The organism is Frankia sp. Allo2, from assembly GCF_000733325.1.
Classification (GTDB): Bacteria; Actinomycetota; Actinomycetes; order Frankiales; family Frankiaceae; genus Frankia; species Frankia casuarinae.
In genome coordinates this window covers 45,583-69,875 of record NZ_JPHT01000007.1, presented here as the reverse complement: position 1 = coordinate 69,875, position 24,293 = coordinate 45,583, and the positions used below count along the sequence as shown (strand labels likewise).

The 24,293-nt window shown below is 71.2% G+C and carries 21 protein-coding genes; 11 read left to right on the top strand and 10 right to left on the bottom strand.

Annotated features, from left to right (window positions below):
• Positions 1-2: 2 nt before the first annotated feature.
• The 6 genes from ALLO2_RS07535 to ALLO2_RS07510 form a co-directional block, all read right to left on the bottom strand.
• Positions 3-878 carry an ABC transporter substrate-binding protein gene (locus ALLO2_RS07535; protein WP_011435210.1) on the bottom strand — a complete coding sequence of 292 codons (876 nt, stop codon included), beginning with the start codon at positions 876-878 and terminating at the stop codon, positions 3-5.
• Between the two features lie 311 nt (positions 879-1,189).
• Entirely contained in the window at positions 1,190-2,485 is a 1,296-nt protein-coding gene (locus ALLO2_RS07530) for a DUF58 domain-containing protein (RefSeq protein WP_023839911.1), read from the bottom strand.
• 9 nt (positions 2,486-2,494) lie between these two features.
• Positions 2,495-3,550 carry a MoxR family ATPase gene (locus ALLO2_RS07525; RefSeq protein WP_011435212.1) on the bottom strand — a complete coding sequence of 352 codons (1,056 nt, stop codon included), beginning with the start codon at positions 3,548-3,550 and terminating at the stop codon, positions 2,495-2,497.
• Positions 3,547-5,109, bottom strand: a complete 1,563-nt coding sequence (locus ALLO2_RS07520) for a DUF4350 domain-containing protein (RefSeq protein WP_232234958.1) — start codon at positions 5,107-5,109, stop codon at positions 3,547-3,549. The genes ALLO2_RS07525 and ALLO2_RS07520 overlap by 4 nt, the downstream gene beginning before the upstream one ends.
• A complete protein-coding gene (locus ALLO2_RS07515) occupies positions 5,106-5,915 on the bottom strand; it encodes a DUF4129 domain-containing protein (protein ID WP_023839913.1) in 810 nt (269 codons plus the stop codon). The genes ALLO2_RS07520 and ALLO2_RS07515 overlap by 4 nt, the downstream gene beginning before the upstream one ends.
• Entirely contained in the window at positions 5,912-6,829 is a 918-nt protein-coding gene (locus ALLO2_RS07510; protein ID WP_023839914.1) for a hypothetical protein, read from the bottom strand. The genes ALLO2_RS07515 and ALLO2_RS07510 overlap by 4 nt, the downstream gene beginning before the upstream one ends.
• Positions 6,830-7,185: 356 nt before the next feature.
• Between ALLO2_RS07510 and ALLO2_RS07505 the strand changes: the two genes are divergently transcribed.
• The 3 genes from ALLO2_RS07505 (at position 7,186) to ALLO2_RS07495 (ending at position 9,999) form a co-directional block, all read left to right on the top strand.
• Positions 7,186-8,022 carry a ComF family protein gene (locus tag ALLO2_RS07505; protein WP_011435216.1) on the top strand — a complete coding sequence of 279 codons (837 nt, stop codon included), beginning with the start codon at positions 7,186-7,188 and terminating at the stop codon, positions 8,020-8,022.
• 331 nt (positions 8,023-8,353) lie between these two features.
• Entirely contained in the window at positions 8,354-9,157 is an 804-nt protein-coding gene (gene hpf, locus ALLO2_RS07500; protein ID WP_035730739.1) for a ribosome hibernation-promoting factor, HPF/YfiA family, read from the top strand.
• A 128-nt stretch (positions 9,158-9,285) separates the two neighbouring features.
• Positions 9,286-9,999 carry a response regulator transcription factor gene (locus tag ALLO2_RS07495; protein WP_011435218.1) on the top strand — a complete coding sequence of 238 codons (714 nt, stop codon included), beginning with the start codon at positions 9,286-9,288 and terminating at the stop codon, positions 9,997-9,999.
• A gap of 18 nt (positions 10,000-10,017) precedes the next feature.
• Here ALLO2_RS07495 and ALLO2_RS07490 read toward each other — a convergent pair whose 3' ends face one another.
• A complete protein-coding gene (locus ALLO2_RS07490) occupies positions 10,018-10,575 on the bottom strand; it encodes a GNAT family N-acetyltransferase (RefSeq protein WP_035730820.1) in 558 nt (185 codons plus the stop codon).
• 301 nt (positions 10,576-10,876) lie between these two features.
• Between ALLO2_RS07490 and secA the strand changes: the two genes are divergently transcribed.
• Complete coding sequence (secA, locus tag ALLO2_RS07485) at positions 10,877-13,861, top strand: preprotein translocase subunit SecA (protein WP_035730737.1); 2,985 nt, start codon at positions 10,877-10,879, stop codon at positions 13,859-13,861.
• Positions 13,862-13,886: 25 nt separating this feature from the next.
• Here secA and ALLO2_RS28075 read toward each other — a convergent pair whose 3' ends face one another.
• Both ALLO2_RS28075 and ALLO2_RS27925 read right to left on the bottom strand, forming a co-directional pair.
• Entirely contained in the window at positions 13,887-14,279 is a 393-nt protein-coding gene (locus ALLO2_RS28075; RefSeq protein ID WP_369808134.1) for an Rv3235 family protein, read from the bottom strand.
• A gap of 402 nt (positions 14,280-14,681) precedes the next feature.
• The gene (locus tag ALLO2_RS27925; protein WP_011435222.1) at positions 14,682-16,001 is read right to left on the bottom strand and encodes a LysM peptidoglycan-binding domain-containing protein; all 1,320 of its coding nucleotides are present in this window, start codon (positions 15,999-16,001) and stop codon (positions 14,682-14,684) included.
• A gap of 158 nt (positions 16,002-16,159) precedes the next feature.
• Between ALLO2_RS27925 and ALLO2_RS07470 the strand changes: the two genes are divergently transcribed.
• Positions 16,160-16,729: a hypothetical protein gene (locus ALLO2_RS07470; protein ID WP_011435223.1), complete on the top strand. Its 570-nt coding sequence runs from the start codon at positions 16,160-16,162 to the stop codon at positions 16,727-16,729.
• Between the two features lie 20 nt (positions 16,730-16,749).
• Here the strand turns inward: ALLO2_RS07470 and ALLO2_RS07465 are convergent, their stop codons facing one another.
• Complete coding sequence (locus ALLO2_RS07465; RefSeq protein ID WP_011435224.1) at positions 16,750-16,986, bottom strand: helix-turn-helix domain-containing protein; 237 nt, start codon at positions 16,984-16,986, stop codon at positions 16,750-16,752.
• Positions 16,987-17,294: 308 nt separating this feature from the next.
• Between ALLO2_RS07465 and ALLO2_RS07460 the strand changes: the two genes are divergently transcribed.
• The 6 genes from ALLO2_RS07460 (at position 17,295) to ALLO2_RS07435 (ending at position 24,289) form a co-directional block, all read left to right on the top strand.
• Complete coding sequence (locus tag ALLO2_RS07460) at positions 17,295-18,068, top strand: SAF domain-containing protein (RefSeq protein ID WP_011435225.1); 774 nt, start codon at positions 17,295-17,297, stop codon at positions 18,066-18,068.
• Positions 18,065-19,402 carry a chromosome partitioning protein gene (locus ALLO2_RS07455; protein WP_011435226.1) on the top strand — a complete coding sequence of 446 codons (1,338 nt, stop codon included), beginning with the start codon at positions 18,065-18,067 and terminating at the stop codon, positions 19,400-19,402. Before ALLO2_RS07460 ends, ALLO2_RS07455 begins: the two co-directional genes overlap by 4 nt.
• A gap of 501 nt (positions 19,403-19,903) precedes the next feature.
• Positions 19,904-20,407, top strand: a complete 504-nt coding sequence (locus tag ALLO2_RS07450; RefSeq protein WP_035730733.1) for a transcriptional regulator — start codon at positions 19,904-19,906, stop codon at positions 20,405-20,407.
• Positions 20,408-20,638: 231 nt separating this feature from the next.
• Entirely contained in the window at positions 20,639-21,694 is a 1,056-nt protein-coding gene (locus tag ALLO2_RS07445; RefSeq protein WP_011435228.1) for a patatin-like phospholipase family protein, read from the top strand.
• A gap of 101 nt (positions 21,695-21,795) precedes the next feature.
• Positions 21,796-22,290, top strand: a complete 495-nt coding sequence (locus tag ALLO2_RS07440; RefSeq protein ID WP_023839918.1) for a hypothetical protein — start codon at positions 21,796-21,798, stop codon at positions 22,288-22,290.
• 445 nt (positions 22,291-22,735) lie between these two features.
• Positions 22,736-24,289 (top strand): hypothetical protein, encoded by a 1,554-nt coding sequence (locus ALLO2_RS07435; protein ID WP_011435230.1) that lies wholly within the window; start codon positions 22,736-22,738, stop codon positions 24,287-24,289.
• Positions 24,290-24,293: the final 4 nt, after the last annotated feature.

Below are 24,293 nucleotides of genomic sequence, written 5' to 3'. Positions count from 1 at the left end.
TCTCATGGGTGGCGAGCACCATCGGTTTTCAGAACGGGGGCTCCGGCCGTGGTTGAAAGCCACTGCTCGGTGATCCTCCTGAGCTCGCCGCTGGCGGTCAGTTCCGCCAGCGCGGCGTTGACGTTGCGCACCAGCGGATTACCCTTCTCGAACAGCAGGCCGAACTGCTCGGGCTCGCCGGTCGAGGGAAACTGACCGATGATGACGGAATTCTCGATCTCGGTGGCGGTCAGTTTGAACGCGGTGGGCAGGTCGACGACGATCCCGTCGATCGGGCCGTTCTCCAACGCGGTCTCGGCCTCGTTGGTGTCGTTGAAGACGGCCGGCTGCGCTGCCGGTTTCACCTGCTTGTTGATGGCGGTCAGACTCGTCGTGCCGATCGCGGCGCCGAGCTTGGCGTTCTTCAGCCCGGCGAGAGTCGTCACGTGCGCGATACGTGAGGATCTGAGCGCCACGACGGCCTGCGCGACGTCGTAGTAGCCGCTGCTGAAGTCGACTGCCTGCCGCCGTTCCGGCGTGATCGAGATCTCGTTGATGTCGAAGTCGAAGTTCTTCGCGCCGGGTGCGAACGAACTGTTGAACGGCACGTTCATCCAGTGCACCTGCGCCGCGGTGAAACCGAGTTTCGCGGCGACGGCGTAGGCGACTGCGCTCTCGAATCCCTGGCCGCTCTCCGGTCTGCCGTCGGCGAACCACGGCTCATATGCCGGTGAGCCGGTGGCGATGGTCAGCTGGCCGGGCTTGACCAGGTGAAGGGAGGCCGACCCGGTGGTGCCCGACGAGCCCGGGGTCGAACCACCCGACGACGCGCAGGACGCGAGTGCCAGTACCGCCGCGACCACCAGCGCGAGAGCGGCAGGCCGCCGTGGGCGTTGCATGGAAGACCTCCTGAGATGCCCCACCCTCGCGGATGGGCGCCGGAGCGCGGACTCTCGGGTCGCGCCGGCCTCGGGCCGGGCGGTGGGAGGGGCATGGTGTGCCTCGGCCGGCCAAGAACCGCGGAAACCGGCCTCCTGGACAAGGGCGCGACGCGGTCGGTGCGATGTCCCGTGACGCCGCCTTGGCAGCGGCCATCCCCGGACCATGCTGGTCAGAGTACCGTCTACCGCCACGGAACCATCCGGGGACACCGGCCGGCCCGGCCGGCACCTCGCGAAATCACCTTCGATGATTTCGCTGAGATAGTCGTCTAGAGCCGGCCGAGGGATTTCAGGGTGAGGTAGATGTCGGTGACGGCCGCCGCGTAGCCGCTCGGCGGTGCGTCCACCACCTCGACCCCGCGGCGGCGCAGCGTCTCGGTGAGCTCCCGTCGCCGCAGCAGAGTCTGTTCGGCCGCCGCGGCCGCGTACACCTCACGGACGTCACCTCGGCCGGTCGTCATCTCGTCCACGCGCGGGTCGCGCAGCGCCGCGACCACGACAGTGTGCCGCGCGGCCAGCGTCGGCAGAGCCGGGAGCAGCCCCTCCTCGATCACCGCTGGTACCAGGTCGGTGAACAGGACGACCAGGGACCGCCGCGAAGTCCCGCGCAGCACCGTCGACACGATTCCGCCATGATCGGCCTCGATCAGGGCCGGTTCCAGGGTGGCCATCGCGTCGCTCATCCGGGCGAGCAACCCGTGATCGTGCCCGCCTGGCAGGGTGATCCGAGGAACGCTGTCGTGCGCCACGAGACCCACCTGGTCACCCGCGCGTAGCGCCACCGCGGTGAGCAGCAGCGCGGCGTCGAGCGCGTGGTCCAGTCGGGGGGTATCGCCGATTCGCCCGGCCGAGGTCCGACCCGTGTCGAGTACGCAGACGACCCTGCGGTCACGCTCCGGTCGGAAGGTACGGACGACGACGGTCCCGCGCCGGGCGGTACCCCGCCAGTCGATCAGCCGAACGTCGTCGCCGATCACATAGTCCCGCAGGCTGTCGAACTCGCAGCCGGCGCCCGCGCCGCGGATGGCGACCTCGCCCTCGACCTCCCGCAGCCGCGCGAGAGCGGCCGGCAGATGGCGGCGTGACGTGAACGGCGGCAGCACTCGGACCCGCCATGCGCAGTGATGCCGTCCCTGCCGGCCGGCGAGGCCGAGTGGCCCCAGCGAACGGATCGTGATGCGGAACGGCTCCCGGTCGCCGCGCCGGGTCGGATGCAGCGTCGTCTCCAGGAAGCGCCGCTCCCCCGCCGGAACGGTGACCCGGTGCTCCCGCGGCCGGGACCCCGAGGACGGCGGCCAGGCGTCGCGGATGTGGGCACGCACCGTGCGGGTGCCGCCGTTCGTGACGCCGAGCACCAGCGGAACGGGCTGACCCAGCCGCCCGGCGGTCGGTCCGGAGCGGCTGAACTCCAGCGTGCGGACCCCACCCGCCAGGGCGAGGTCGAGGGCGACCAAGCCCACCACCACCAGGTCGACCAGCACGAGGGTCAGGCCCGGGGCGGGGGACAGGACGACGACCAGCGCCCCGAACAGGGCCAGTGCGACGGTACGGCCGGTGATCGCCACCGTTTCCGCCTACCGGGGCACCGGAACGGTGGCGAGTACCTGTTCGAGCACGACATCGGCCGTCACGCCGTCCAGTTCGGCCTCCGGACGGAGGCTGATCCGGTGCCGCAGGGTTGCCCGGGCCAGCGCCTTGACATCGTCGGGGGTCGCATAGCCGCGTCCCGACAGCCACGCCCAGGCCCGGGCCGTCGCCAGCAGCGCGGTGGCGCCGCGGGGGGACACCCCGAGCTGTACCGACGGTGCCGCGCGGGTCGCCCGGGCCAGATCGACGATGTAGGCCAGCACCTCCGGGTGGACTGCGACGGTGAGCACCGCGGCGCGGGCCGCCGCGAGGTCCGCTGGTCCCGCGACCGGGTGGACCCCCGCGGCGGGCAGGTCGGAGGGGTCGAACCCGTCCGCATGGTGGGCGAGGACACGGACCTCGTCGTCGCGGGGCGGCAGTGGCAGCGTCACCTTCACCAGGAAGCGGTCGAGTTGCGCCTCGGGAAGCGGATAGGTGCCCTCGTGTTCGATCGGGTTCTGGGTGGCGAGGACTGCGAAGGGGGCCGGCAGCGGCCGNGGGACGCCCGCCACACTGACCTGACGCTCCTCCATCACCTCCAGCAGGGCGGCCTGCGTCTTCGGCGGAGTCCGGTTGATCTCGTCGGCCAGCAGGAGGTTGGTGAAGACCGGGCCCTCCCGGAAGGTGAACTCGGAACTGCGGTTGTCGTACACCAGCGAGCCGGTGACGTCGCCGGGCATGAGGTCCGGGGTGAACTGCAGGCGCTTGGTGTCCAGTGCCAACGCGGTCGCGAGCGTGCGGACCAGCAGCGTCTTCGCGACGCCGGGCACCCCCTCGAGCAGTGCGTGTCCCCGGCACAGCAGGGCGATGACGAGCCCGCTGACCGCCGCGTCCTGACCGATCACCGCCTTGGCCACCTCACCGCGCAGCGCGATCAGGGACCGGCGGGCCGTCTGCGCGTCCGGTGGTGCCGGCTGCTCTCCCGGACCCGGCGCCGCGGCGGACGACGATGCGGTCGAGGGCGGGGGGGCTGTCGTCGGCGCGTCGATGCGCGGGGATGTCACCGTATGCCTACCTGTCGATCGAGCTCGTCGAGCGCGTGGGCCAGCGCCAGCAGCGCCGCGTCCTGCGTATCGCGTCGAGGGGCGCCGACGCCGGCCCGGGGAACGCCGGCCCGGGGAACGCCCGCCGCGGCGGTCCGCTCGGATCCGCCGTCGCGATACCGTCCGGCCCCGCCGGATGCCGCCCGCTGTCCGTTCTCGGCCGGGTAGCGGCCTGACTGGTACCAGTCCCTGGCCCGCCCGAGGTGACCGGGCGGTCCGGCGGTCTGCGGCGGCATGCCCGAACCGTACAGGAGCGATCCGATCTCCGAGGGTGACCGTCCCGTCTGCTCGCTGGCAGTGGTCACCAGAGCGACGGGATCGGGGCTCAGGGAACCGGCGGGGGTCCAGATCAGGGGCAGGCCCATCCGTTCGGCCAGCCGGACGCGCGTCCCGGCCCGCAGCGCGTCGGCGGTCCTGTCCCGGGCGTGTGCCGCCGCGTACAGTCGCCCGCGTCCCTCGACCGTCTCGGCCGCCCGGACGACCACCGGAAGGGGCTCCGGCACCGGCGGCCCGAGCCGCCGGCCACGCCACAGCGCCAGCAGCGCCAGGACGACGACGATGTGCAGAAAGGTCCACCAGAAGGCGGACGGCAGCAGATCCATCATGCTTTTCGTGCCGNCCCCGCCGGCCCCACCCGCGTCGGGTGTGATCCAGGACAGTACGGGTTGCCGGGCGAGCAGGCCGAGGGCCAGCGCCGCGTTCCCCGTGCGGCCGAGGTGTTCGTTGGTGAGGANCCCCGCCGAGCCGAGCAGTACCAGCCGCCCGCCACCGGCGCGTGGTGAGCCCGATCGGGTGGGGGTCAGCACGGCGAGGCGTGCCTCGCCGTGCGGGTCGCCGTAGCACAACGAGACCGCCATGTCGCCGAGACCGGCTCCGTCGCCCTGGCGGGTGAAGGTCTCGTCGGCGCCGATCGAGGTTGTTCCGGCCGTGGTCGCCTCGGGCAGGAGGCACCGTGGATCACTCTGCTCGCCGCTGGGCGCGGAGCCTGCTGTGACCACCCCGACATTTAGGGCACCGAGCACCGTGGCGTCCGGCGCCACGAGGACGACGTCGGCGCCCTGCCAGACCCGTCCGAGCAGGGCGATCAGCTCGTCATGGGTGAGCCGTCCCGGATGGACGACGACCAGCGTCGCCCTACCGCCCGCCCCGGCTGGACCGACCCCGCCGCCCAGACCACCGGGGTTCGGCCCCTGCTGCCGGCCGCCGGAAGGGTTGTCCGTGGCGGAGACGATGATCCCGCGTGCCCGCAGGATCTCGGCTAGGGCCCGGGTTCCTCCGGGCTCGGCGGAGGCCACGTCCAGGTAGGCCTGGCCGTCGGGCCGCCCGGCCAGCGCCGAGACGACCACGTAACAGAGGACCAGGACGCCGAGGACGGCCACCACGAGGATCCCGCGGCGCACCGCTGGGGGCCTGGGACCGCTGCGCAACGCGCTCGGCGACCCCCGCCCGGACCGGCCGCCGGCCGTCCCGCCGCCACCGAGATGGTCGCCGGTGATCGCCGGGGCGCCGGGGATGGTCATGCCGGGACCGCGAGGGTGCCGGTGCCGCCGGTGCCGCCGGTGCCGTCTGTGCCGTCTGTGCCGTCTGCGCCGTCTGTGCCGTCTGTGCCGTCTGCGCCGCGACGCAGCTGGATCAGGGCGCGGTCGGCCTCGACCAGGACCCGGTAGCCGGCCGCGGACCCCGGGCGCCCGCCGTACCAGATCTCGCTGAAGACCTCGACCGCCGCGGCGAGCGCCGCGGCCGGCTCGAACGCCGTGCCGGGTCCATCGCCCGCCGCGCCCGTCGTCGCGCCCGGCCGGTCCGTTCCGCCCCGGGGTTGCCCGCCGTCGGGGGACGGCGCGATTCTCGCCACCTCCTCGACGAGTTCACCGGCCGTACGGCCGGGGCGCGGATCGAGCACGCCCTTCTCCTCCAGCATCCGCACGATGGCCCGTAGCCGGGACCGAACCGCCTCCGCATAGGCTCCGCCGGCGGCGTGGCCGTCAGCCTCGGCACGCAGCTGCGCCGCGGTTGACGAACTGGACAGGTCGTTATCCTCCCGCCTGGTACGCGCGCTGCGGCGCACCGGGCCGAGCCACCACCGCAGCGCCACCGCCACGACGACGAGTACGAGGACGAGCGCGAGGACCCCGAGACCACCCGACCCTCCGCCGAGGCCGTCTCCGCCGGGGAGCAGCCAGTGGACCAGATCCCCGATCCTGTCGTCGATCCACCGGACCGCCCGGCTCCACCAGCTGGGTTCGGAACTTCTGTAGAGGTGCCTGGAAAGTTCCCGCCGAGCCTCCTCCCGAGCTCCGTCCCGAGTGACAGGACCGCCGAGCGTCATCCGGAGGGCCGCAGGCCGGCGGTGCGGGCGCGGGCCGCCTCGGCGAGGGTCACGTCCAGACCCTCGCGTCTGATCCTGAGGTCGACGTAGAGCAGGACGACGGCTCCGGAGACGATCGGCGTGGAGATCGCGGTGGCGAGCAGACTGCCGATCGCCTGGACGATGTAGCCGGTGACGGTGAGATCACCCCTGATCGGGTCGCCGAACACCGACTCGGAGGAGGCCATCACGATGCTGGCGGCGATGGCGAAGATCGCACCGAGGAACCCCGCCACCAGCATGGCGAGCAGCAGAATACCGAACGTCCGCCACCATGATCCACGCACGATCGCGATCGACCGTCGCAGCGCGTCGCGCACGGTGCCGCCCTCGAGGACGTACGCGGGCGTGGCCAGCGCCAGGTAGACCCCGACGACGATCGCCCCGACCAGCAGCGCGATCAGCCCCAGTACCACCGACAGCGCCACGATGACCGTGAGGCCGAGCAGGCCGGGCAGCCGCGGCGCGACCCGTCGGACCGCGTCGATTGTGGTGATTCGGCTTCCCAGGATCGCCTCGCTCACCACGACGCTGAGCACCCCGGAAAGAAAGAGCCCGAGGATGAGATCGAGACCGAGCATCGCGACGGTGATGGCGGCCCTGGCGCCCGGCGACGCGTCCTCGCCGCTGATCGCGACGGTGGTGGACACCGTCTCCACCACCGCCGCGGCCGCCACCGTCACCCCGACGGTCGCGCCGGGATTCGTGCGGATCGTGGCGAACGTGCCGTCCAGGATCTCGCCCAGAGCGAGGGGGCGCAGCGGGATGATGCCCGGTTTNGGGACGGCNGGGCCCCACCGCCACTGTCCCCACGGGCCCTGCGGGGCGCCGGGCGGCGGGGTGCCGGGCGAGGCCCAACCGGGTCCGTCGGCCATCGGTGTGTCTCCACTCGTCGCGGTCGGTGTCGAGGTTCGGTGTCGAGGTTCGATGTGTCGAGGTAAGGATGCCGTGCTTGTGGTGGGCATGCCGCGGCCACTGTGAGGATTCTGTGCTCTCGGCCAGGATGGATGCTGGCGATGCCGGCGGAATTACGCGGTCTGGCCGGGATGTGCTGGCCGGGACGTGCCGGCCGGGACGTGCCGGCCAGGCCGGCCCCACCTCGGCTGCGGGGCCGGTGGCCGACCGCGTCGCCCGGGATTGTCCACAGCCGCTTCGCGACTGCCGGGGGCGGTATCCACAGATCACCACTCGGGGCTGGTCGGCCCGCGGCCCGCGGCTGATCCTTCCTGTCATGCCTCGAGCCACGTTGTCCCTGCTCACCAGGAATCTTGCGATTCTCGCTGATCTGATCATGCCGCTTGCCTGCGCCGGATGCGGCGACTGGGGGGCGTCGGCGTGCCCGGCGTGTGTCGCCGAGCTTCGTGGTCCCGTGTTCCTCGCCGCCGCGGGCTCCCTGGCCACCCCGTGGCGGCGAGGGCTGCCGCCGTGCCTGGCCGCCGCCCGCTACGCCGACCGGGTCCGGGCGCTCCTTCTCGCCTACAAGGAGCGTGGCCGGCGCGACCTGGCCGGTCCGCTGGGCGGTGCGCTCGCCCGCGCGGTAGCGCGGGCGGTGTCGTCGGGCGCGGTGGGTGCCACCGACGTGCATCCCGGTCGCTGTCCTCGCGGGCGCGGTGTGGTGCTGGTCCCGGTGCCTTCGAACCGCGCCGCGCGGCGTCGGCGTGGTTTCGACCACCTCGAGCTGCTGTGTTCCGTGGCGGCCGCGGTCCTGCGCCGACGCGGGCACCGGGTCGGAATCGCTCCCGTGCTGCGGCCGGTGCGGCACACGGCGGACCAGGCCGGGCTGGGGGCGGCGGCACGGTTCGTCAACCTCACGGGCGCCTTCGGCCTGGTCGGTCCTGCCCGCACGGCCCGGCTGGTGCGGGCCGCCGACGATCTCTCGGACGGACCTCCCGCGGACCCGCGCATCGTCGTGGTCGACGACGTACTGACGACGGGAGCCACGGCGGGTGAGGCGGTACGGGCCCTACGAGCCGGCGCCCTGCGGGCGAGCGCCGTCGCGGTGGTGGCCGCTTCGGGCCCGACGCGCGGACGGGACCGCTTGCTCGCAATGACGGGGCCGTCGGGGTGAAACTACCAGTACGCACCGCCTGACCAGGCAGTCGGCGCAACGGCCGAGTGGCCCGACGGAGCGGGAGTGACCGCTTGTCGGTCGCAGTGCACTCGTCGTGCGGATACCGGGCCGGCGGACGGAGTAGCGCCGCCGCTGAAGGGAAGGGAGCCGAATGCGGGCAGCCAGCCGCAGAACGTTGGGAAGGTGCGACAACCGTAGATAGGGCGCCCGGGGGATCGTCTCGGCCCCGCGGAGACGGTTCCCTCCGGAAGTTCCGAGACACCGGCGCACGGTCGGCAGCCTTGGCGAGGGCCGTGGGCGTCGGACAGGCGAACAGGAGGTGGATCGCGTGGACATCGTGGTCAAGGGCAGGCACACCGCGGTTCCGGAACGGTTCCGCAATCATGTCCAGGCCAAGCTCGCCAAGTTGGAACGGCTGAATTCCAACATCATCCGGGTGGATGTCGAGCTGTCGAAGGAACGCAACCCCCGGCTGTCCGACGTCTGCGACCGGGTCGAGCTGACCGTGTACTCACGGGGTCCGGTGATCCGGGCCGAGGCCGCCGCGGCCGACTGCTACGCCGCCCTCGACCTGGCCGCCGGCAAACTGGCCGAGCGGCTGCGCCGGGCCGCCGACCGGCGGGTCCGCCACCACGCCAACCACGCTGGAGCCAAGCCGACCGGGATCACCTCGGTTCCGCTCGGCAGTCTCATGCCGTTGGAGGGCACGAAGCCGGCGGCTGCCCTACCGACCGGTGCCGAGGAGGCCGGTGCCGCCGGAAGGAGCGGCAGCGGCGGATCCAGGCCGGTCGTCGCCGCCCCGGCCGACGAATCCACCGCCAGGATCGGTGCGGGCGAGCAGAGCGAGCAGGCTCCGCTGATCGTCCGGGAGAAGACCCACGAGGCGGAGCCGATGTCGCTGGAGGAGGCCCTGTCCAACATGGAACTGGTGGGGCATGATTTCTATCTCTTCCTCGACGTCGATCTTGGCCTCCCCAGCGTCGTCTACCGGCGGGNNGGNTACGANNNNGGNGTCATCCGGTTGTCCGGTTCGGCGGCGGCCGGCAGGTCGGGGCCGGCGGGCGCCGATCAGCGGGACGAGCGGCCGTCGCCAACCCGAGGCGCCTTCGTGAGCTCGGCCGCCGCCGTTTAGACGATCTGAAGGCCGCGTCCGCCGGCCGACGTGCGACCATTTGCCTCGGGTGTCGGAGTACACGGCGCACCGCCCCGCGTGGAGGCACGCGGGGCGGTGCGCCGCGGGCAGTGGTCCAGGGAGGTCAGATGACGGTGGAGGAGCAGCGCTCTGAGGAGATGCTGCCGACGCCATCGGAGGCGAACCCCATCCGGGTGCTGATCGTTGACGACCATGCGCTGTTCCGGCGTGGGCTGGAGATGGTGCTGGGGCAGGAGGTTGACATCGAGGTCGTCGGGGAGGCCGCGGACGGTGCCGAGGCGGTGACCATGGCTAAGGAGATGGCGCCGGACATCGTGCTCATGGATGTGCGGATGCCGCGCCGTGGCGGGATCGACGCCACGAGCGCCATCAAGGAGGCTGTCCCGAGCGCCAAGATCGTCATGCTGACCATCAGCGACGAGGAGGCCGACCTCTATGACGCGATTAAGGCGGGGGCCATGGGCTACCTGCTGAAGGAGATCTCTATCGACGAGGTCGCCGCGGACATCCGCGCCGTGTACGGGGGGCAGAGCCTCATCAGCCCGTCCATGGCGTCGAAGCTGCTCAGCGAGTTCGCAGCCATGATTAAGAACAAGGATGACCGTCCGCAGCTCCCTACCCCCCGGCTGACCGACCGGGAGATGGAGGTGCTGCGGCTCGTCGCCAAGGGCATGAACAACCGTGACATCGCCAAGCAGCTCTACATCAGTGAGAACACGGTCAAGAACCACATCCGCAACATCCTGGAGAAGCTCCAGCTGCACTCCAGGATGGAGGCGGTCGTGTACGCGGTCCGGGAGAAGCTGCTCGAGATCACCTGAGGCCCGGTCGGGGGGGCGTCACCGCGGCGCGGGATCGTCCGGTAGGAGCGATCCCACCCAGCAGTCCCTCCGGTTACCGTCGCCCAGCAGCAGGGCCCGGCGCAGGGTGCCCTCCACGGTGAAGCCGGCCTTCTCGGCCACGCGGCGAGACGCGNGGTTGCCCNCCGCGGCCCGCCACTCGATCCGGGCCAGCCCCAGAGCTCCGAAACCCCAGCGGGTCAGCGCGGCAACGGCCTGGGAGGTCACTGCCCGCCCGCGCGCCGGCGCCGCGCACCAGTAACCAATCTTCGCGTCGCCGTCGCCGGAGAGATCCGTCAGTCCGACCGAGGCAAGGAGTTGCTCGGTCGTGGCATCCACCACCGCGAACAGCGCCCCGGTCCCGCTGGCCCAGCTCTGCGGCGACTGGCGTGAGACAAAGTCCACCGCGTGTTGGTACAGATACGGCGTCGGGACTCTCGTCCACCGGCTTATCTCCGGGTCCTGGCAGGCCAGGTGTACGGCGTCGGCGTCCCGGGGGTGCCAGGGGCGCAGATGCAGACGGCCCGCCGTGATCTCCGCCGGTTCGAGAGGTGCCATGCTCCAACCTTGCACCGGCCGCCACCGTTGCCGCCGATCCAGGGCACCCATCCGCGCTCCCGGTCGTTGGACAGTGCGGCGTGGCATGGGCGGACCATGCACGCCGTGTTGTCATCCCGTTCTGGTCGTTCCCGTCCGTACGACCCCTGGCCTCGCTCGCCGGCACCCCTTCCCGTCGCCCGCTCCTCACCGGTCCCAGCCGGAGGAACCGCGCGCGGATGGATGTTGTAGGCGGCTGTCGAAGGGCTAGCATCGTGGGGTCGGTGACCTCGCCGACGCGCCTGCCGGAGGAGTTTCGCCCGTGGTACTAGACAAGATCTTGCGTGCCGGCGAGGGCCGGATCCTGCGCAAGCTCAAGGCGATCGCCGAGCAGGTGAACCTGATCGAGGACGACTTCACCGGCCTGTCCGACGGTGAACTGCGAGGCATGACCGACGAGTTCCGCCAGCGGCTCGCGGACGGGAAGGAGACCCTCGACGACCTGCTGCCCGAGGCCTTCGCCGCCGTGCGCGAGGCGGCGCGGCGCACGCTGGGCCAGCGGCATTTCGATGTGCAGATCATGGGGGGCGCGGCCCTTCATCTCGGCAACATCGCCGAGATGAAGACCGGTGAGGGCAAGACGCTGGTCTCGACCCTGCCGACCTACCTCAACGCGCTGGCCGGTAAGGGTGTGCACGTCATCACCGTCAACGACTACCTCGCCCAGCGCGACGCCGAGAACATGGGCCGGGTCCATCGTTTCCTCGGCCTCACCGTGGGGGTGATCCATCCGCAGATGCCGCCGCCGGTCCGGCGGGCCCAGTACGCCTGCGACATCACCTACGGCACCAACAACGAGTTCGGGTTCGACTACCTCCGTGACAACATGGCCTGGAGTTCGGAGGAGCTCGTCCAGCGTGGCCACAACTTCGCGGTCGTCGACGAGGTGGACTCCATCCTCATCGACGAGGCCCGCACGCCGTTGATCATCAGCGGTCCAGCGGATCATCCGACCAGGTGGTACACGGAGTTTGCCCGGATCGCCCCGCTGCTCGAACGCGATGTCGATTACGAGGTCGAAGAGGGCAAGCGGACGGTGGCCATCACCGAGTCCGGGGTTGAGAAGGTCGAGGACCAGCTCGGCATCGAGAACCTCTACGAATCGGTGAATACCCCGCTCGTGGGCTACCTGAACAATTCGCTGAAGGCCAAGGAGCTCTACAAGCGGGACAAGGACTACATCGTTACCGACGGTGAGGTTCTCATCGTCGACGAGTTCACCGGCCGCGTGCTCCACGGTCGTCGCTACAGCGAGGGAATGCACCAGGCGATCGAGGCCAAGGAAAAGGTCGAGATCAAGCAGGAGAACCAGACCCTCGCGACGATCACGCTGCAGAACTACTTCCGGCTCTACGACAAGCTCTCCGGCATGACCGGTACCGCCATGACCGAGGCGGCCGAGTTCCACCAGATCTACTCGCTCGGGGTCGTCCCCATCCCGACGAACAAGCCGATGGTCCGGCTCGACCAGCCGGACGTCGTCTACAAGACCGAGATNGCGAAGTTCGACGCCGTGGTGGAGGACATCGCCGAGCGGCACGAGAAGGGCCAACCGGTCCTGGTCGGCACCACCAGCGTCGAGAAGTCCGAGTACCTCTCGAAGCAGCTTCGCAAGCGTGGTGTGCCGCACGAGGTGCTCAACGCCAAGCACCACGAGCGGGAGGCGGCCANCATCGCCGAGGCGGGCCGCAAGGGCGCCGTCACGGTGGCGACGAACATGGCCGGTCGTGGTACGGACATCATGCTCGGCGGTAACCCGGAGTTCATTGCCCAGGCCGAGCTGCGCCAGCGCGGCCTCTCGCCGATCGAGACCCCCGAGGACTATGAGGCGGCCTGGCAGGAGGCCCTGGAGAAGGCCAGGCAGTCGGTGAAGGCCGAGCACGAGGAGGTCGTCGACGCCGGCGGCCTGTACGTGCTCGGCACCGAGCGGCACGAGTCCCGGCGCATCGACAACCAGCTGCGTGGCCGGGCCGGCCGGCAGGGCGACCGCGGTGAGTCGCGCTTCTACCTCTCCCTCGGTGACGATCTCATGCGGTTGTTCAACGCGGCCGCGGTCGAGGGCATCATGGATCGGCTGAACATCCCCGAGGNCGTCCCGATCGAATCGAAGATCGTGACTCGGGCGATCCGGTCGGCCCAGACCCAGGTCGAGGGGCAGAACTTCGAGATCCGCAAGAACGTCCTCAAGTACGACGAGGTCATGAACAAGCAGCGCACCGTGATCTATGAGGAGCGCCGCAAGGTTCTCGGCGGTGCCGATNTCCACGAGCAGGTGCGTCACTTCGTTGACGACACCGTCGAGGGATACGTGCGCGGCGCCACCGCCGACGGGTACCCGGAGGAGTGGGATCTCGACACGCTCTGGACGGCGCTCGGGCAGCTCTACCCGGTCGGTGTGGTGGCACCCGATGTCGATGATCGAGACGGGCTCACTGCCGATCACCTGCTCGAGGACATCCAGGTCGACGCGCAGGAGGCGTACGACCGGCGGGAACTCGACCTCGGCGACGGCCCCGACAGCGAACCGATCATGCGGGAGCTGGAGCGACGGGTCGTCCTCGCGGTCTTGGACCGCAAGTGGCGCGAGCACCTCTACGAGATGGACTACCTGCAGGAGGGCATCGGGCTGCGGGCGATGGGACAGCGGGACCCGCTGGTCGAGTACCAGCGTGAGGGTTTCGACATGTTCCAGACGATGATGGAGGGCATCAAGGAGGAGTCCGTCCGGCTGCTGTTCAACGTCGAGGTCCAGGTTGCGGGGCAGGAGGAGGCCGCCACGTCGGTGGGCGTCGAGCCGGCCGTGTCCGCTGCTCCCGCACCGCCGGCCGCAGCCGCGACCCTGCCCGCTCCGGCGGTGCCGACGATTCCGGACGGCGCCGGTCCCGTCGCGGACGCGCAGCCCGTTCGCCCCGCGGCGGCCCGTCAGACTCCGCCACCCCCTTCACCGGTTCCGTCCGCACCGCTGCCGGTCTTCGTCAAGGGGCTCGAGCCGCGGCGGCCGACCGGTGGCCTGCGCTACACCGCGCCGTCGGTCGACGGTGGATCCGGGCCGGTCACGACGGTGGATGGCAGGTCGGGACTGGGCCGCCCGGCTGGAGACGGTGCGCTCAGCGCCGCCCGCGGCGAGGCCGGCACGGCGCAGCCCGGTGCGGGCACGCGTCCCGCTCGCAATGCGCCCTGCCCGTGTGGGTCGGGCCGCAAGTACAAGCGCTGCCACGGCGACCCGGCGCGCCGCAACACCGAGTGATCCATCTCCGGGACCGGTGGCCGCACTAACCCNCCTGCAGGGTCGTCACCCGCCAGCGTCCGCTGGACGACTCCATGCGCAGCGCGAGTGCGGCCACCCGGGCACCTCGGCTGATGACCGCCGAGACCTCGGCGACTCCGGGGCGCGGTTCGCTGACCCGTACGCTGCGGACCTGACCCCGCCTGCGATCCGTGGTCTGGGCGACGATGCGTTCGAGATCGTTCTGCAGGCGGGGCGTCGTCCATCCGGCGAGATGCGAGGCCGGGCGCNCCCCGCCGAGCGTCTCGACGATCGCTCTGACGATGACCACCGCCGTTTCCCGGGGCGGTGGGTTCGTCCGGCTCCCGGCGGGGTGTCCCGGCCGCGGACCGGCTACCGGATCGAGACCCGGCACCGCGTGTGACGCCGCTGATCCCATGCCTGTGCCCGTGACCGTGCGCTCGGGCATGGCGAGGTGCCGAGGAGTCCGATCGACCGTCGTGCCACCGGGCTCGGTCTGGCCGTCCGCACCGCCACGGCCGCGTGGCGGCCCGCCGGGTCCCGACGGGCCGCCACGGCGGCGTCCGCCGCCTCCCGGGGCGGTCACGGGCCGGCCTGGACGATCGGCGGTGGTGCGTCCGGCCGGCCGCACCCGGGGTCGGGGCGGCCTTGTCGACGAGCCGGTCGGGGCGCCGGCCGACGAGGAGCCGGCCTCGTCGTCATAGGGCGGTTCGTGGGGGGTGATGGGAAGGCGGCGCATTCCGGGGGCCGGAACTGGACGCCGGGGCAGGGTCAGGGCGTAGGTGGCGGTCACGGCAGGCTCCGGAAGTGGTGGGCGGGGTCAGGGCCCGGGGGGNGGTTTCAGNCGTTGGCCGGGGAAGATCAGATTCGGGTCGTGGCCGATCAGGTCGGAGTTGGCGGCCCACCACCGTGGCCACTCGGCCGCGATCTGCTCCTGCGTCGCGTTCGGGCCGAGATGACGGGCCGCGATGGACCAGAGACTGTCGCCGCGGAGGACGACGATTTCCGCCGCCTCGACGCCGGGAGAGGTCCGGTCGGTACCCGGGAGGCTCATGGGCCTGCCCGTTCCACGAGGGGCCGGCGGCACGATCGGATCCCGGGCCGGTACCGATGCGATCGGAGCCGCCGGTCCGGACGATGTCGGGTTGGACGATGTCGGTCCGGACGATGTCGGGTTGAACGATGTCGGGTTGAACGGTGTCGGAGTGATGGCCGCGCCGGGCGCGGCCGGGCTGCTCGGGGAGGTGGTGGCGGGTCGGTCCAGGTCCGGCCAGCCGGCTGTGGTCGTGCGAGCCGTGGTGAGCCGAGTGAGGGCGCCGGGGTCAGGGGCGGTGTGCACCGGGTTTCCGCCGGCGGCGGAAACCGGGGCTGGGGGCGGCGTTGGCGAGCCGGCCGCCGAGGTGGTCTCGTGCAGGTCCACGACGGGGATCGCCTCACCGAGACCGGGAACCGAGATCGTTGGGGTGGGGCTGGTCGCCGGGACGGCACCGGCACCGGGTTCGGGAGAGGACGTGGAGCCGGCAGGGGAGACGGGGCCGGCAGGGGAGACGGGGCCGGTGGAGGAGACGGGGCCGGTGGAGGAGACGGGGGGTGTCGCGGGGGCGTGACCGGCGGAGGTGCCGGCCGGGGGGCGATCGAGGTCGGGGAAGCCGGCTATCGGGTTCGGGGGATGGCCGACGGTGGTGGGCCGGTCCAGATCGGGCAGTGCGGCGGTGGCGCCCGCACTGACACCGGTCCCCGCAGGTCCGGTGGCCGCGGAGGCCGGGACCGCGGCGATGATCGGCGCCACCCCGGTGACGAGTGTCACTCCGAGGCTGATCTCGAGCATCCGCCGGATCGTGCGGGGAACGATCCGGCGGGCCAGCGCCGCGCTGAGCCGGCCGACTCCGCCGGGGATAGCCGACAGCGCGCCGAGCAGAACCCCCAGGCACAGCCAGAGCAGGCACACCCAGGCGACGCCCCCGATGATCGTGGCCAGCGCCTGCTCGGGCGCGGCGGCGAACCATTCCGGGGCGGCCTCGACGCTCTCCGGCAGGTCGGCCAGCCGGGGGCCGAAAACGATCAATATGATCGCCGTGATTGCGGCCGCGGTCGCGCCGGCGAACCGCGCCAGCGTCTGTCGAGCCGCCCTCGCGATCATTGTGGGTGCTCCTGTCCGCCGGATGCTGTCGAACTCGTTCGTTTGCCTATGTTTGCTTGTGTAAACCCCTGAAATCTCGCTGTCAACCCTGCTTGTGTAGGGAGTGAGGGGCAACTGGGGGAAGTGGGCGAAATCTACCTTTATGGGAAGGGGTATCGATGCGATGGGAGGATCTGTTCGCCGACCTGGAGCTGCAGTGGGAGGCGAACGAGGCCGCCGAGCTCTCCGCCGAGCTCGCGGACCGCAGCCGACGGGAGGCTGCCTACCTGCGGTTGATCGATCGGATGCGACCCGTCGTCGGACACCCGACACGTTGCCGGGTGGTGGGTGGTCAGCGCGCTCCCGAGATCCTGCACGGCACCCTGGCGGCCCTCGGGATGGACTGGTTGCTCATCACCGAGCCCGGCGCGACGGAGGTTCTGGTACCGGTGCGGTCGCTGCTGGCCGTGGAGAACCTGCCGGTGGTCTCGGCCCAGCCGGGTCATGAGGGTCCGCTGGCGGCCAAGCTGGATCTGCGGTACGTCCTGCGCGGGCTCGTCCGGGACCGCTCGGCGTGCACGCTCATGCTGGTGGACGGGGTGACCCTGCACGGGACGCCGGTGCGGGTCGGCTCGGACTTCCTGGAGGTGGCCGAACACGCCGTCGGCGAGTTCGCCCGGCGCGGCCAGATCCGCTCCGGCTGGACCATCCCCCTCGACGCGATCGCCTACGTTCGTCGGATCCACTGACCTCGCCGCGCCTACTGTGCCTAGTCCTCGGGCGGAGCCTCGTTACGGCTCATCGGATTGGCTGCGACGAAGGCCCGGGTCTGTTCATAGGCGCGCTGGATGTACGCCTCCAGCTCGGTGCGCTCCACCCGCCACTGGCCCCTCCCCCCGATCTTGATGGCGGGGAGCTCGCCCGAGCGGACAAGCGCGTAGGTCTGACTGGAGGAGATGTTGAGGATGTCCGCCACATCGCTGAGTTGAAGGAAGCGGTCGTTCATCAAAGTCCTCCTTCTGAGGGCGGATGTCTCTCCTCATGTGTGTATCAGAGATACCACCGCTCATCGCGTCCGGATGCGTGTGCTTGTGGATAAGTGCACGCGGATACCGCCAAAAGCCCGTGCTCGCAGGTACTGGACTGGTCCGCCACCCGCGCCTGCATGGCCCAGATGTCGACGGATCCCGTTCGGTCCGCAGCCGATTCCTCGCTGGTTTGGCTGGGCTCAGGGCCGACGACCGCGTACGCTCTGCGACCGGAAGGTGCGAACATGTACCAATGGTCCGGCTAGGAGAAGAGGGAGGTCTCCCGGTGACCGAGCTCGCCGCGGCACCGGCCCGCCCGGAGGCGTCCCCGCCACCGACATCACCCCCGGCCCGTCGGTTGACCCGCCGACGGTGGCGCGACTCCCGGCTGCTCGTCGGGGTGTTGCTCGTGCTCGTCTCGGTGGTCGTCGGGGCGCGGCTGTTCGCCAGCGCGGACGCGACCCGCCAGTGGGTGGTCGCCAAGGTGGACCTGCCGGCCGGGCACATCATCGTTGCCGGGGATCTCGCCACGGTATCGGCCAGGCTCGACGAGAGGACCTCGGGTCATTACTACCCGGGAAGCCGTCTCGACGACCTGATCGGCGCCACCCTGGCGCGGCCGGTGGACACCGGCGAGCTGGTGAGCGGACCCGACTTCGCCGGCCAGAACACCCAGCCGACGCGGCTGGTGCCGATCATTGTGAAGGCCGGGCGGCTGCCGACCCTCGGACCGGGTGACCATGTGGACGTCTTCGTGTTCCAGAGCGGCGCCGCAGCGCCGAGCACTACCGGGGGCGATCAGCAGGCCGGCCGGAGCACACCGGCCGCGCCCGCGGGTGCGGGGGCCGAGGCGCTGGTCCTGCACGACGTCGAGTTCGTCAGCCTCGAGAAGCTGACCAGCGGGGACCGTTCGCTGACGCTGCGCGTGCCGGTGGACAACGCCATCCAGGCCGTCGCGGCCTCGCAGAGCGAGCGGGTCGACGTCGTGAAGCTTGAGCGCGACTCCCGCGGTGAGGTCGGCTCGACGGGACCGACCACTGTGCCGGGGTACGGCCGGTGAGCCTGCCGATCCTCACCGCTGTCACCGATGCGATGGTCGAGGCCGGCCTGGTCTCGGCCTTCGATCGTCGCGACCTCGGGGTTACGGTGGTGCGCCGCTGCGTCGACCTGCCGGACCTGCTGGCCGCGGCGACCACCGGCGCGGCCCGGGCCGCCCTGCTGTCCGCGGACCTGCGCCGGCTCGACCGGGATGCGCTGACCCGCCTGGCCATGGCGGGCATCGCGGTGGTCGGGCTGACCGCCCCCGGCGACGAGGACGGCGACCGGCGGCTGCGGCAACTCGGCGTGGCCGCGGTCATCCCCTCGGACGCCACCGCGGAGGTCATCGCGGGAGCGGTCGTCGAGGCATCCCGGGCGCTGGCGACGAACGCGGCCGCGCCGGCGACCTGGGCGTCCGGTTCGTACAGCGAACCACTCGTCGGGTTCGGGCCGCTCGCCCCGGCCATCGACGTCACCGACGGTGTGGGGCCGATCGAACCGGGCGACGGCCGGGTGGGCCGGGTGATTGCGGTATGGGGTCCGGCCGGCGCGCCGGGACGCACCACGATCGCGCTGTGCCTGGCCGCCGAACTCGCCGGGCTGGGGACCTCCACCCTGCTGGTGGACGCCGACTCCTACGGCGGCGCGGTCGGGCAGCTCGTCGGCCTGCTCGAGGAGGCCCCCGGTCTGGCCGCGGCGGCCCGGTCGGCCAACCAGGGGCTGCTGGACGTGCCCCGGCTCGCCGTACTGTGCCGGGATCTGGGCGGCGGCCTGCGAGTGCTGCCCGGCATCTCCCGCCCCTCGCGGTGGCCCGAGCTACGCCCGGCATCCGTTGAGACCGTGCTGTCGATGGCCCGGCGTCTGGCGTCCTTCGTCGTCGTGGACTGCGGGTTCTGCCTGGAGACGGACGAGGAACTGTCGTTCGACACCTCCGCGCCCCGGCGTAACGGAGCGACGCTAGCCGTGCTGGGCGCGGCCGACGTCGTGCTGGCGGTGGCGTCCGCCGAACCGGTCGGTCTGGTCCGGTTCGTGCGGGGACTGTCCGACCTGCGGGAGACCGTCCCCGCCGTCGACCCGCTTGTCGTGGTGAACCGGCTGCGCGCCTCGGTTGTGGGCGCGGACCCGGCCCGCGAGGTCAGTCGGGCGATTCTGCGCCACACCGGGACCGAGCCGGTGGCCCTGGTGCCCTACGACCTCGCCGGGCTGGACGCCGCCCAGGTGGCCGGACAGCTCCTGCGTGACATCGCTCCGACCTCCCCGGCCCGGCTGGCGATCAGGGAGCTGGCTGGCCGGCTGCTTGGCCGCCCGGCGGCTCCCCGCCGTCGGCGGGGGAGCCTGCGGCGCCAGGCCCGGTGATCTTGGTGGGCGGGTGGGCCGTCCCGACGTACGAGCCAGAGCCGCATCCCCTGCTGGGCCTGCCGCTGGGCCTGCTGCCGTTCGGCTGATCGCTCGCGCGGTGTCGGCAACTCACGGTTACGCCCTTGGCGTAACCGTGACATAAAGTATTCGCACCATCATCCCGGCGTAGTGGGAGCGGTTACGGCGAGCAATTTAGGGGCATCGCTATGTGGAGGGACTTCGGTCAAGTCGTGAGAGGGATCTTGCTGATAGCTTTCGATCTTATAAGATTTACTACATAGAGTAACTTTCTTAATTCATAGAGTCTGAGATGCGAGAGAAGTCGCACAAGAAAGTCGCGCAACGTAGCATCGTATATGTATCTGTGAGCGGTCTCTTTCGGCAACGTTACGTTAGTGGGAGCATGCCTCGCCAGCGCCACACGAGTCGTACCTTGATCTCCTATGGGCGCGACGAGAGGTACGTGATGCTCGTTCGAGACGGCTGGGGGTGTGTCGGGTGAGCCGAGAGTACGCGAAGGCCGTGGGCGCCCGGTTGCGGGCGATTCGGATACAGCAGGGTCTGTCGCTGCAGGGAGTGGAGCAGAAGTCGCGGGGGCGGTGGAAGACCGCTGCCGTTGGTTCCTATGAGCGCGGTGACCGCATGATCAGCGTGCATCAGCTCTCCGAACTCGCGGGATTCTACGGAGTCCCGGTCTCGGCGCTGTTGCCCAACGAGGATCAGCTGCCGCCGCGGGAGCGTCGCCCACGTACGGTGCTCAACCTGGAGAAGCTGAGCGAGGCTCCGCCGGACTCCTCTGCTCTCGTTCGTCGGTGGGTCGCCCAGATCCAGCGCCAACGGGACGACTACGCCGGCCGCGTGCTGTCCATCCGGGATGGCGACGNGCGTGCGCTCGCCCTGCTCCACGACACGACCCCCCAGGAGTTCGCCGAGCGGCTGCGGACCTGGGGAGTGCTGGAGACCAGTTTCCCCGAAGAGAGTAGCGAGGAGCCGCCGGAGTAGTCCGGTGGACTGCCCGGGCGCTTCGAGCGCCGAGAGCAGCAAGGTACGGTCAACGCGGACCGTGGACTGCTACTGGCCCATCCCCGGCCGTCCCGACGCGGCGGGCACGCCGTTCGTGGGCGGCCCGGCCCAGGTGCGACCGGGCGGCCCACATGGCAGCGAGCATGCCGGGCGGCGGGCATCCCAGCGCGATGCGTCTCCCTTCCCGGTCGCCGCGCCGGGAGGTGGACTATGACCAGGAAACGGGCCCCACGCAGAGGTCTGGTCCTGGGGGCCGGTGGAGTGCTCGGCTCCGCCTGGATGATCGGCGCGATGCGGGCGGTCGAGACCGCGACCGGCCGCGACCTGAGCGGAGCCGACCTGGTGGTCGGCACGTCCGCCGGCTCGGTGGTCGCGGCCCTGCTCGGTCTGGGGATCGGCATCGACGTGATGGCCAATTCCGAGCGGGGGATCTACGAGGCGGGTGATCCCGTTCTTGACTACCGCGACCTCGGTGCCTCCCTACCCCCGCGCCCCCGGATGCGCATGGGCTCACCGAGGCTGCTGACGGCCAGCGCCCGGCACCCCCGGCGGTCCTCGCCGATGGTCACGCTGGCGGCGATGCTTCCACAGGGCCGTGGGAAGATCTCCGCGGTCGGCGATCTGGTGACCGCGGCGATGGACCGCAAGGGCCTCGATCCGACCGAATGGCCGACCAGGCCCGCGCTGCGGGTGGTGGCCATGAACTTCGACACCGGTGAGCGCGTGCTGTTCGGCGTGGCCGATGCGCCTCGGGCGACCTTGTCCGAGGCGGTGATGGCGTCGTGTGCCATTCCCGGCTGGTACGCCCCGGTCACGGTGGACGGCCAGCGGTTCGTCGACGGCGGAACCCGATCGCCCGCATCAGTCGATCTTCTTGCCGACGCGGGCCTCGCGGAGATCCTGGTGCTCGCCCCGGCCTGCTCGTTCCAACTCGACCGACCCCGTGGCACGGTGGCCCGGGTCGAACGCCAGGTCCGCCGGGCCGCCACCCGCCGGCTGATGCGGGAGGTCGAGATGGTGGAGGCGGCGGGCACCCGGGTGACGGTGCTCTGCCCAGGTCCGGAGGACCTCGAGGTCATCGGCGGAAACGTGATGGATCTGACCCGGCGGGCCCAGGTGTTCGAGACGGCGCTGCGTACGACGGGCGAGGCCCTGCATGTCGCCGCCCGTTCCGCCCGTTCCGGCGTGGCCGGGGCCACCGACGACGGGGCCACCGACGACGCCGAGGCGAGGGGGGGCCGGCTCGGGCTCGGCCTGGCTGGCTGACCGGGTTCTCGTGGCTGACTGGGTTCTCGTGGCTGACTGGGTTCACGTGGCTGACCGGGTCCTCGTGGCCGGCTCGCCCCGGTTGGTTGCACACTGAGCGGGTGCGCATCTATCTCCCGTCCACGCTGGCCGTCGCCCGATCGGTCTGGGAATCCGCGCGCATCCCCCCAGGCACCGGATTCGCGGTCACCCCCGCGACGCGTGAGTGGTACGCCCAGTCGGAGTCCGAGGAGGAGTTGGAGTACGCGGCGCTGCACGACGCCGGCCGGGCGAGCCTGCGACTGCTGGACGCCGACCCGTCCGCGCCGCGCCGGCGCGTGGTCTTCGTGGCCGATGTCGCGGACGGCGAGGTGCGGGTACGCGACGATCTTGAGCGGGGTGCCGTCGAGGTGGACTTCCCGGTGCCGTGGTCGGCCGCGCAGGCCATCCATGTCGACGACGGAGACGACGAGGAGGTCGTCGCGGCGGTCGCGGCGGCGGCGAAGTGCATCGTCGAGGCCGATCTCGGTGGGGATGACGCCGCCTTCACCGTGGACAGCGTCGAGGGCTTCGAACTGCTGTGGTTCGCGCCTCAGGAGCTTCCCGATCTTCTCTGACCCCGGCGGAGACGCGGATGTTGAGTGCGCGGGGGTGACCCCCGCGCGGTGGAGGTCACCCCCGCACGGGGGAGGAGACCACGCACGTTGACGGCTCGTTGGGGCATGCTGTCTGGACTGGTGACCAGCTGGCGTGAAATGTTCCCGACGGGCGGCCCTCGTGGTTGTCTTTCCAGGCTCCTCCCTGGGGTGCTGTTCGTCGTCTGACGTCCGTGAACGGTGATTTCCCACCCAGGGAGATCGACGTGGCCAACGGTTGAACCTCCCCGGGTGCGGCCGATGTCGGGCGTTGCGAATAATGCTGGGGAGCCTTGCGGCGGCGACCGGGTCACCACCTGGATGGCGCCGAGGGGGCTCCACTTTCCACAACCTTCGTACCGAGATGTCACCCCCGCTGGCAGGTGTGATCTCGACCGACCCACCGCGGTAAGGAGGCTGGCAGCCCATGCTGTACCTCGCCGGGCAGATCCTGGCGTACGTGCTGGTGGCGATGCTCATTGGTGCGGCGCTGGCATGGGTCTTCCTGATCGCGCCGCTGCGCCGGCAGGCCCGCAACGCCGACGCCGACGCCGCGCGAAATCGGGCGGGATCGGGGGAGACACCGGCCGGCACCGGACCGGACCTCGACGAATCCCGCCCCGGCGCGGTCCCGTCGGCCGATCGGGCGGCAGCCGCGAACGACGTGAACCGGGTAAACGCCGGGCCGGCGGGCACCGGCGACGCCGACACGGGTGTCCCCGATTCGGGCGCCCGCGGCACGGGCACAGGGCAGGCCGCCGAGCTGATCGCCCGGTTGCGCCGGCAGCGTGACGACGTCGCCCTGGAGAAGGCGGATCTAACTGCCCGGCTCGCTGTCGCCGAACAGCGTGCCGCGGAGTCCGAACGGCGAATCGCCGAGGCGGAGCGCCATGCTGTGATCGCAGGCGCCCGGGTCGAGGAGATCGAAACGGCGCTGCGGGCCCGGGCGTACGCCGTGACACCCGGCGCGGCCCAGGCCCTCCCGGCCGGTTCGGGTGCCGCCGGTTCGGGTGCCGCCGGTTCGGGTGCCGCCGGCCCGGTGCCGGCGGGCTCTCCGGGGGCGGGCGGTGATCCCGTCGGCCCCTCGGCTGCGCAGCTCGCCCATGAGGCCGAGCTGCTGCGCAGACAGCTCGTCGAGGCCGAGGGCCGGGCGGCCAAGTTCTCCTCCCGGCTGGCCATGGCCCGTACGGAGGCGGAGGACGCGCAACGCCAGGTGGCCACCATGACCACCCGGCTGGATCGGCACCAGGCCGAATGGGCGGCCGAACGGCTCAGTCTGCTGGGGCGGATCGCGAAATCCGAGGCGCTTCTGGGCCAGGCCTCCTCCGACGAGGAAGCCGGTGCCGAGCATCCCGAGGCCGCCCCCACTGCCGAGGCCGCCCCCACTGCCGAGGCCGCCCCCACTGCCGAGGCGGTCGGGGTTGCTGCCGCGGGCGGCGTGGTCCCGTCGAACCTCGCGGTCACCCCGAACGACGCGGGGCCGTCGAAGAGCGCGCTGCCCGCGCACGGCCTGGCCCTGTCGCCCGAGCCGAACGTCTCGGGGGCGACGGTCCAGGCGAGCGGCGTTGCCACGAAGAACCGGCCACCGGCCCTGGGCGGACCGCCGTCGAGTGGTCAGGGGAGTGGCGGCGGCGTGAAGAGCACCGGTGGCAGGAGCACCGGTGGAACGAACGGGGCCAGCGGCCAGCCGGGCACGGGTAGCCGGGTCGTGCTGGAACCCGCGCCGCGGTGGAACGGTCTCCTCGATCCCGTGCGGTCGGGCGGCGACAACCTCAAGGAGATTGTCGGCGTGGGCCCGGTGATCGAGGCCCGGCTGCGGGCGTTGGGCATCACAACCTTCAGCCAGCTGGCCGAAATGGGTGATACCGACGTCGAGCGGCTCGCTCACCGGCTGGATGGCTTCGGTGACCGCATCGTCTCCGACGATTGGGTCGGCCAGGCCCAGGATCTGCAGGCCCGGCACTACGGCGGCGTCTACTGACCGG

Bases quoted from the DNA above. Each gene is read 5' to 3' on its own strand.
- ALLO2_RS07535 (WP_011435210.1), bottom strand. From the start codon at position 878: ATGCAACGCCCACGGCGGCCTGCCGCTCTCGCGCTGGTGGTCGCGGCG.
- ALLO2_RS07435 (WP_011435230.1), top strand. From the start codon at position 22,736: ATGCTGTACCTCGCCGGGCAGATCCTGGCGTACGTGCTGGTGGCGATG.
- ALLO2_RS07465 (WP_011435224.1), bottom strand. From the start codon at position 16,986: ATGAACGACCGCTTCCTTCAACTCAGCGATGTGGCGGACATCCTCAAC.
- ALLO2_RS07505 (WP_011435216.1), top strand. From the start codon at position 7,186: ATGCCTCGAGCCACGTTGTCCCTGCTCACCAGGAATCTTGCGATTCTC.
- ALLO2_RS07445 (WP_011435228.1), top strand. From the start codon at position 20,639: ATGACCAGGAAACGGGCCCCACGCAGAGGTCTGGTCCTGGGGGCCGGT.
- ALLO2_RS07470 (WP_011435223.1), top strand. From the start codon at position 16,160: ATGCGATGGGAGGATCTGTTCGCCGACCTGGAGCTGCAGTGGGAGGCG.
- ALLO2_RS07515 (WP_023839913.1), bottom strand. From the start codon at position 5,915: ATGACGCTCGGCGGTCCTGTCACTCGGGACGGAGCTCGGGAGGAGGCT.
- ALLO2_RS07495 (WP_011435218.1), top strand. From the start codon at position 9,286: ATGACGGTGGAGGAGCAGCGCTCTGAGGAGATGCTGCCGACGCCATCG.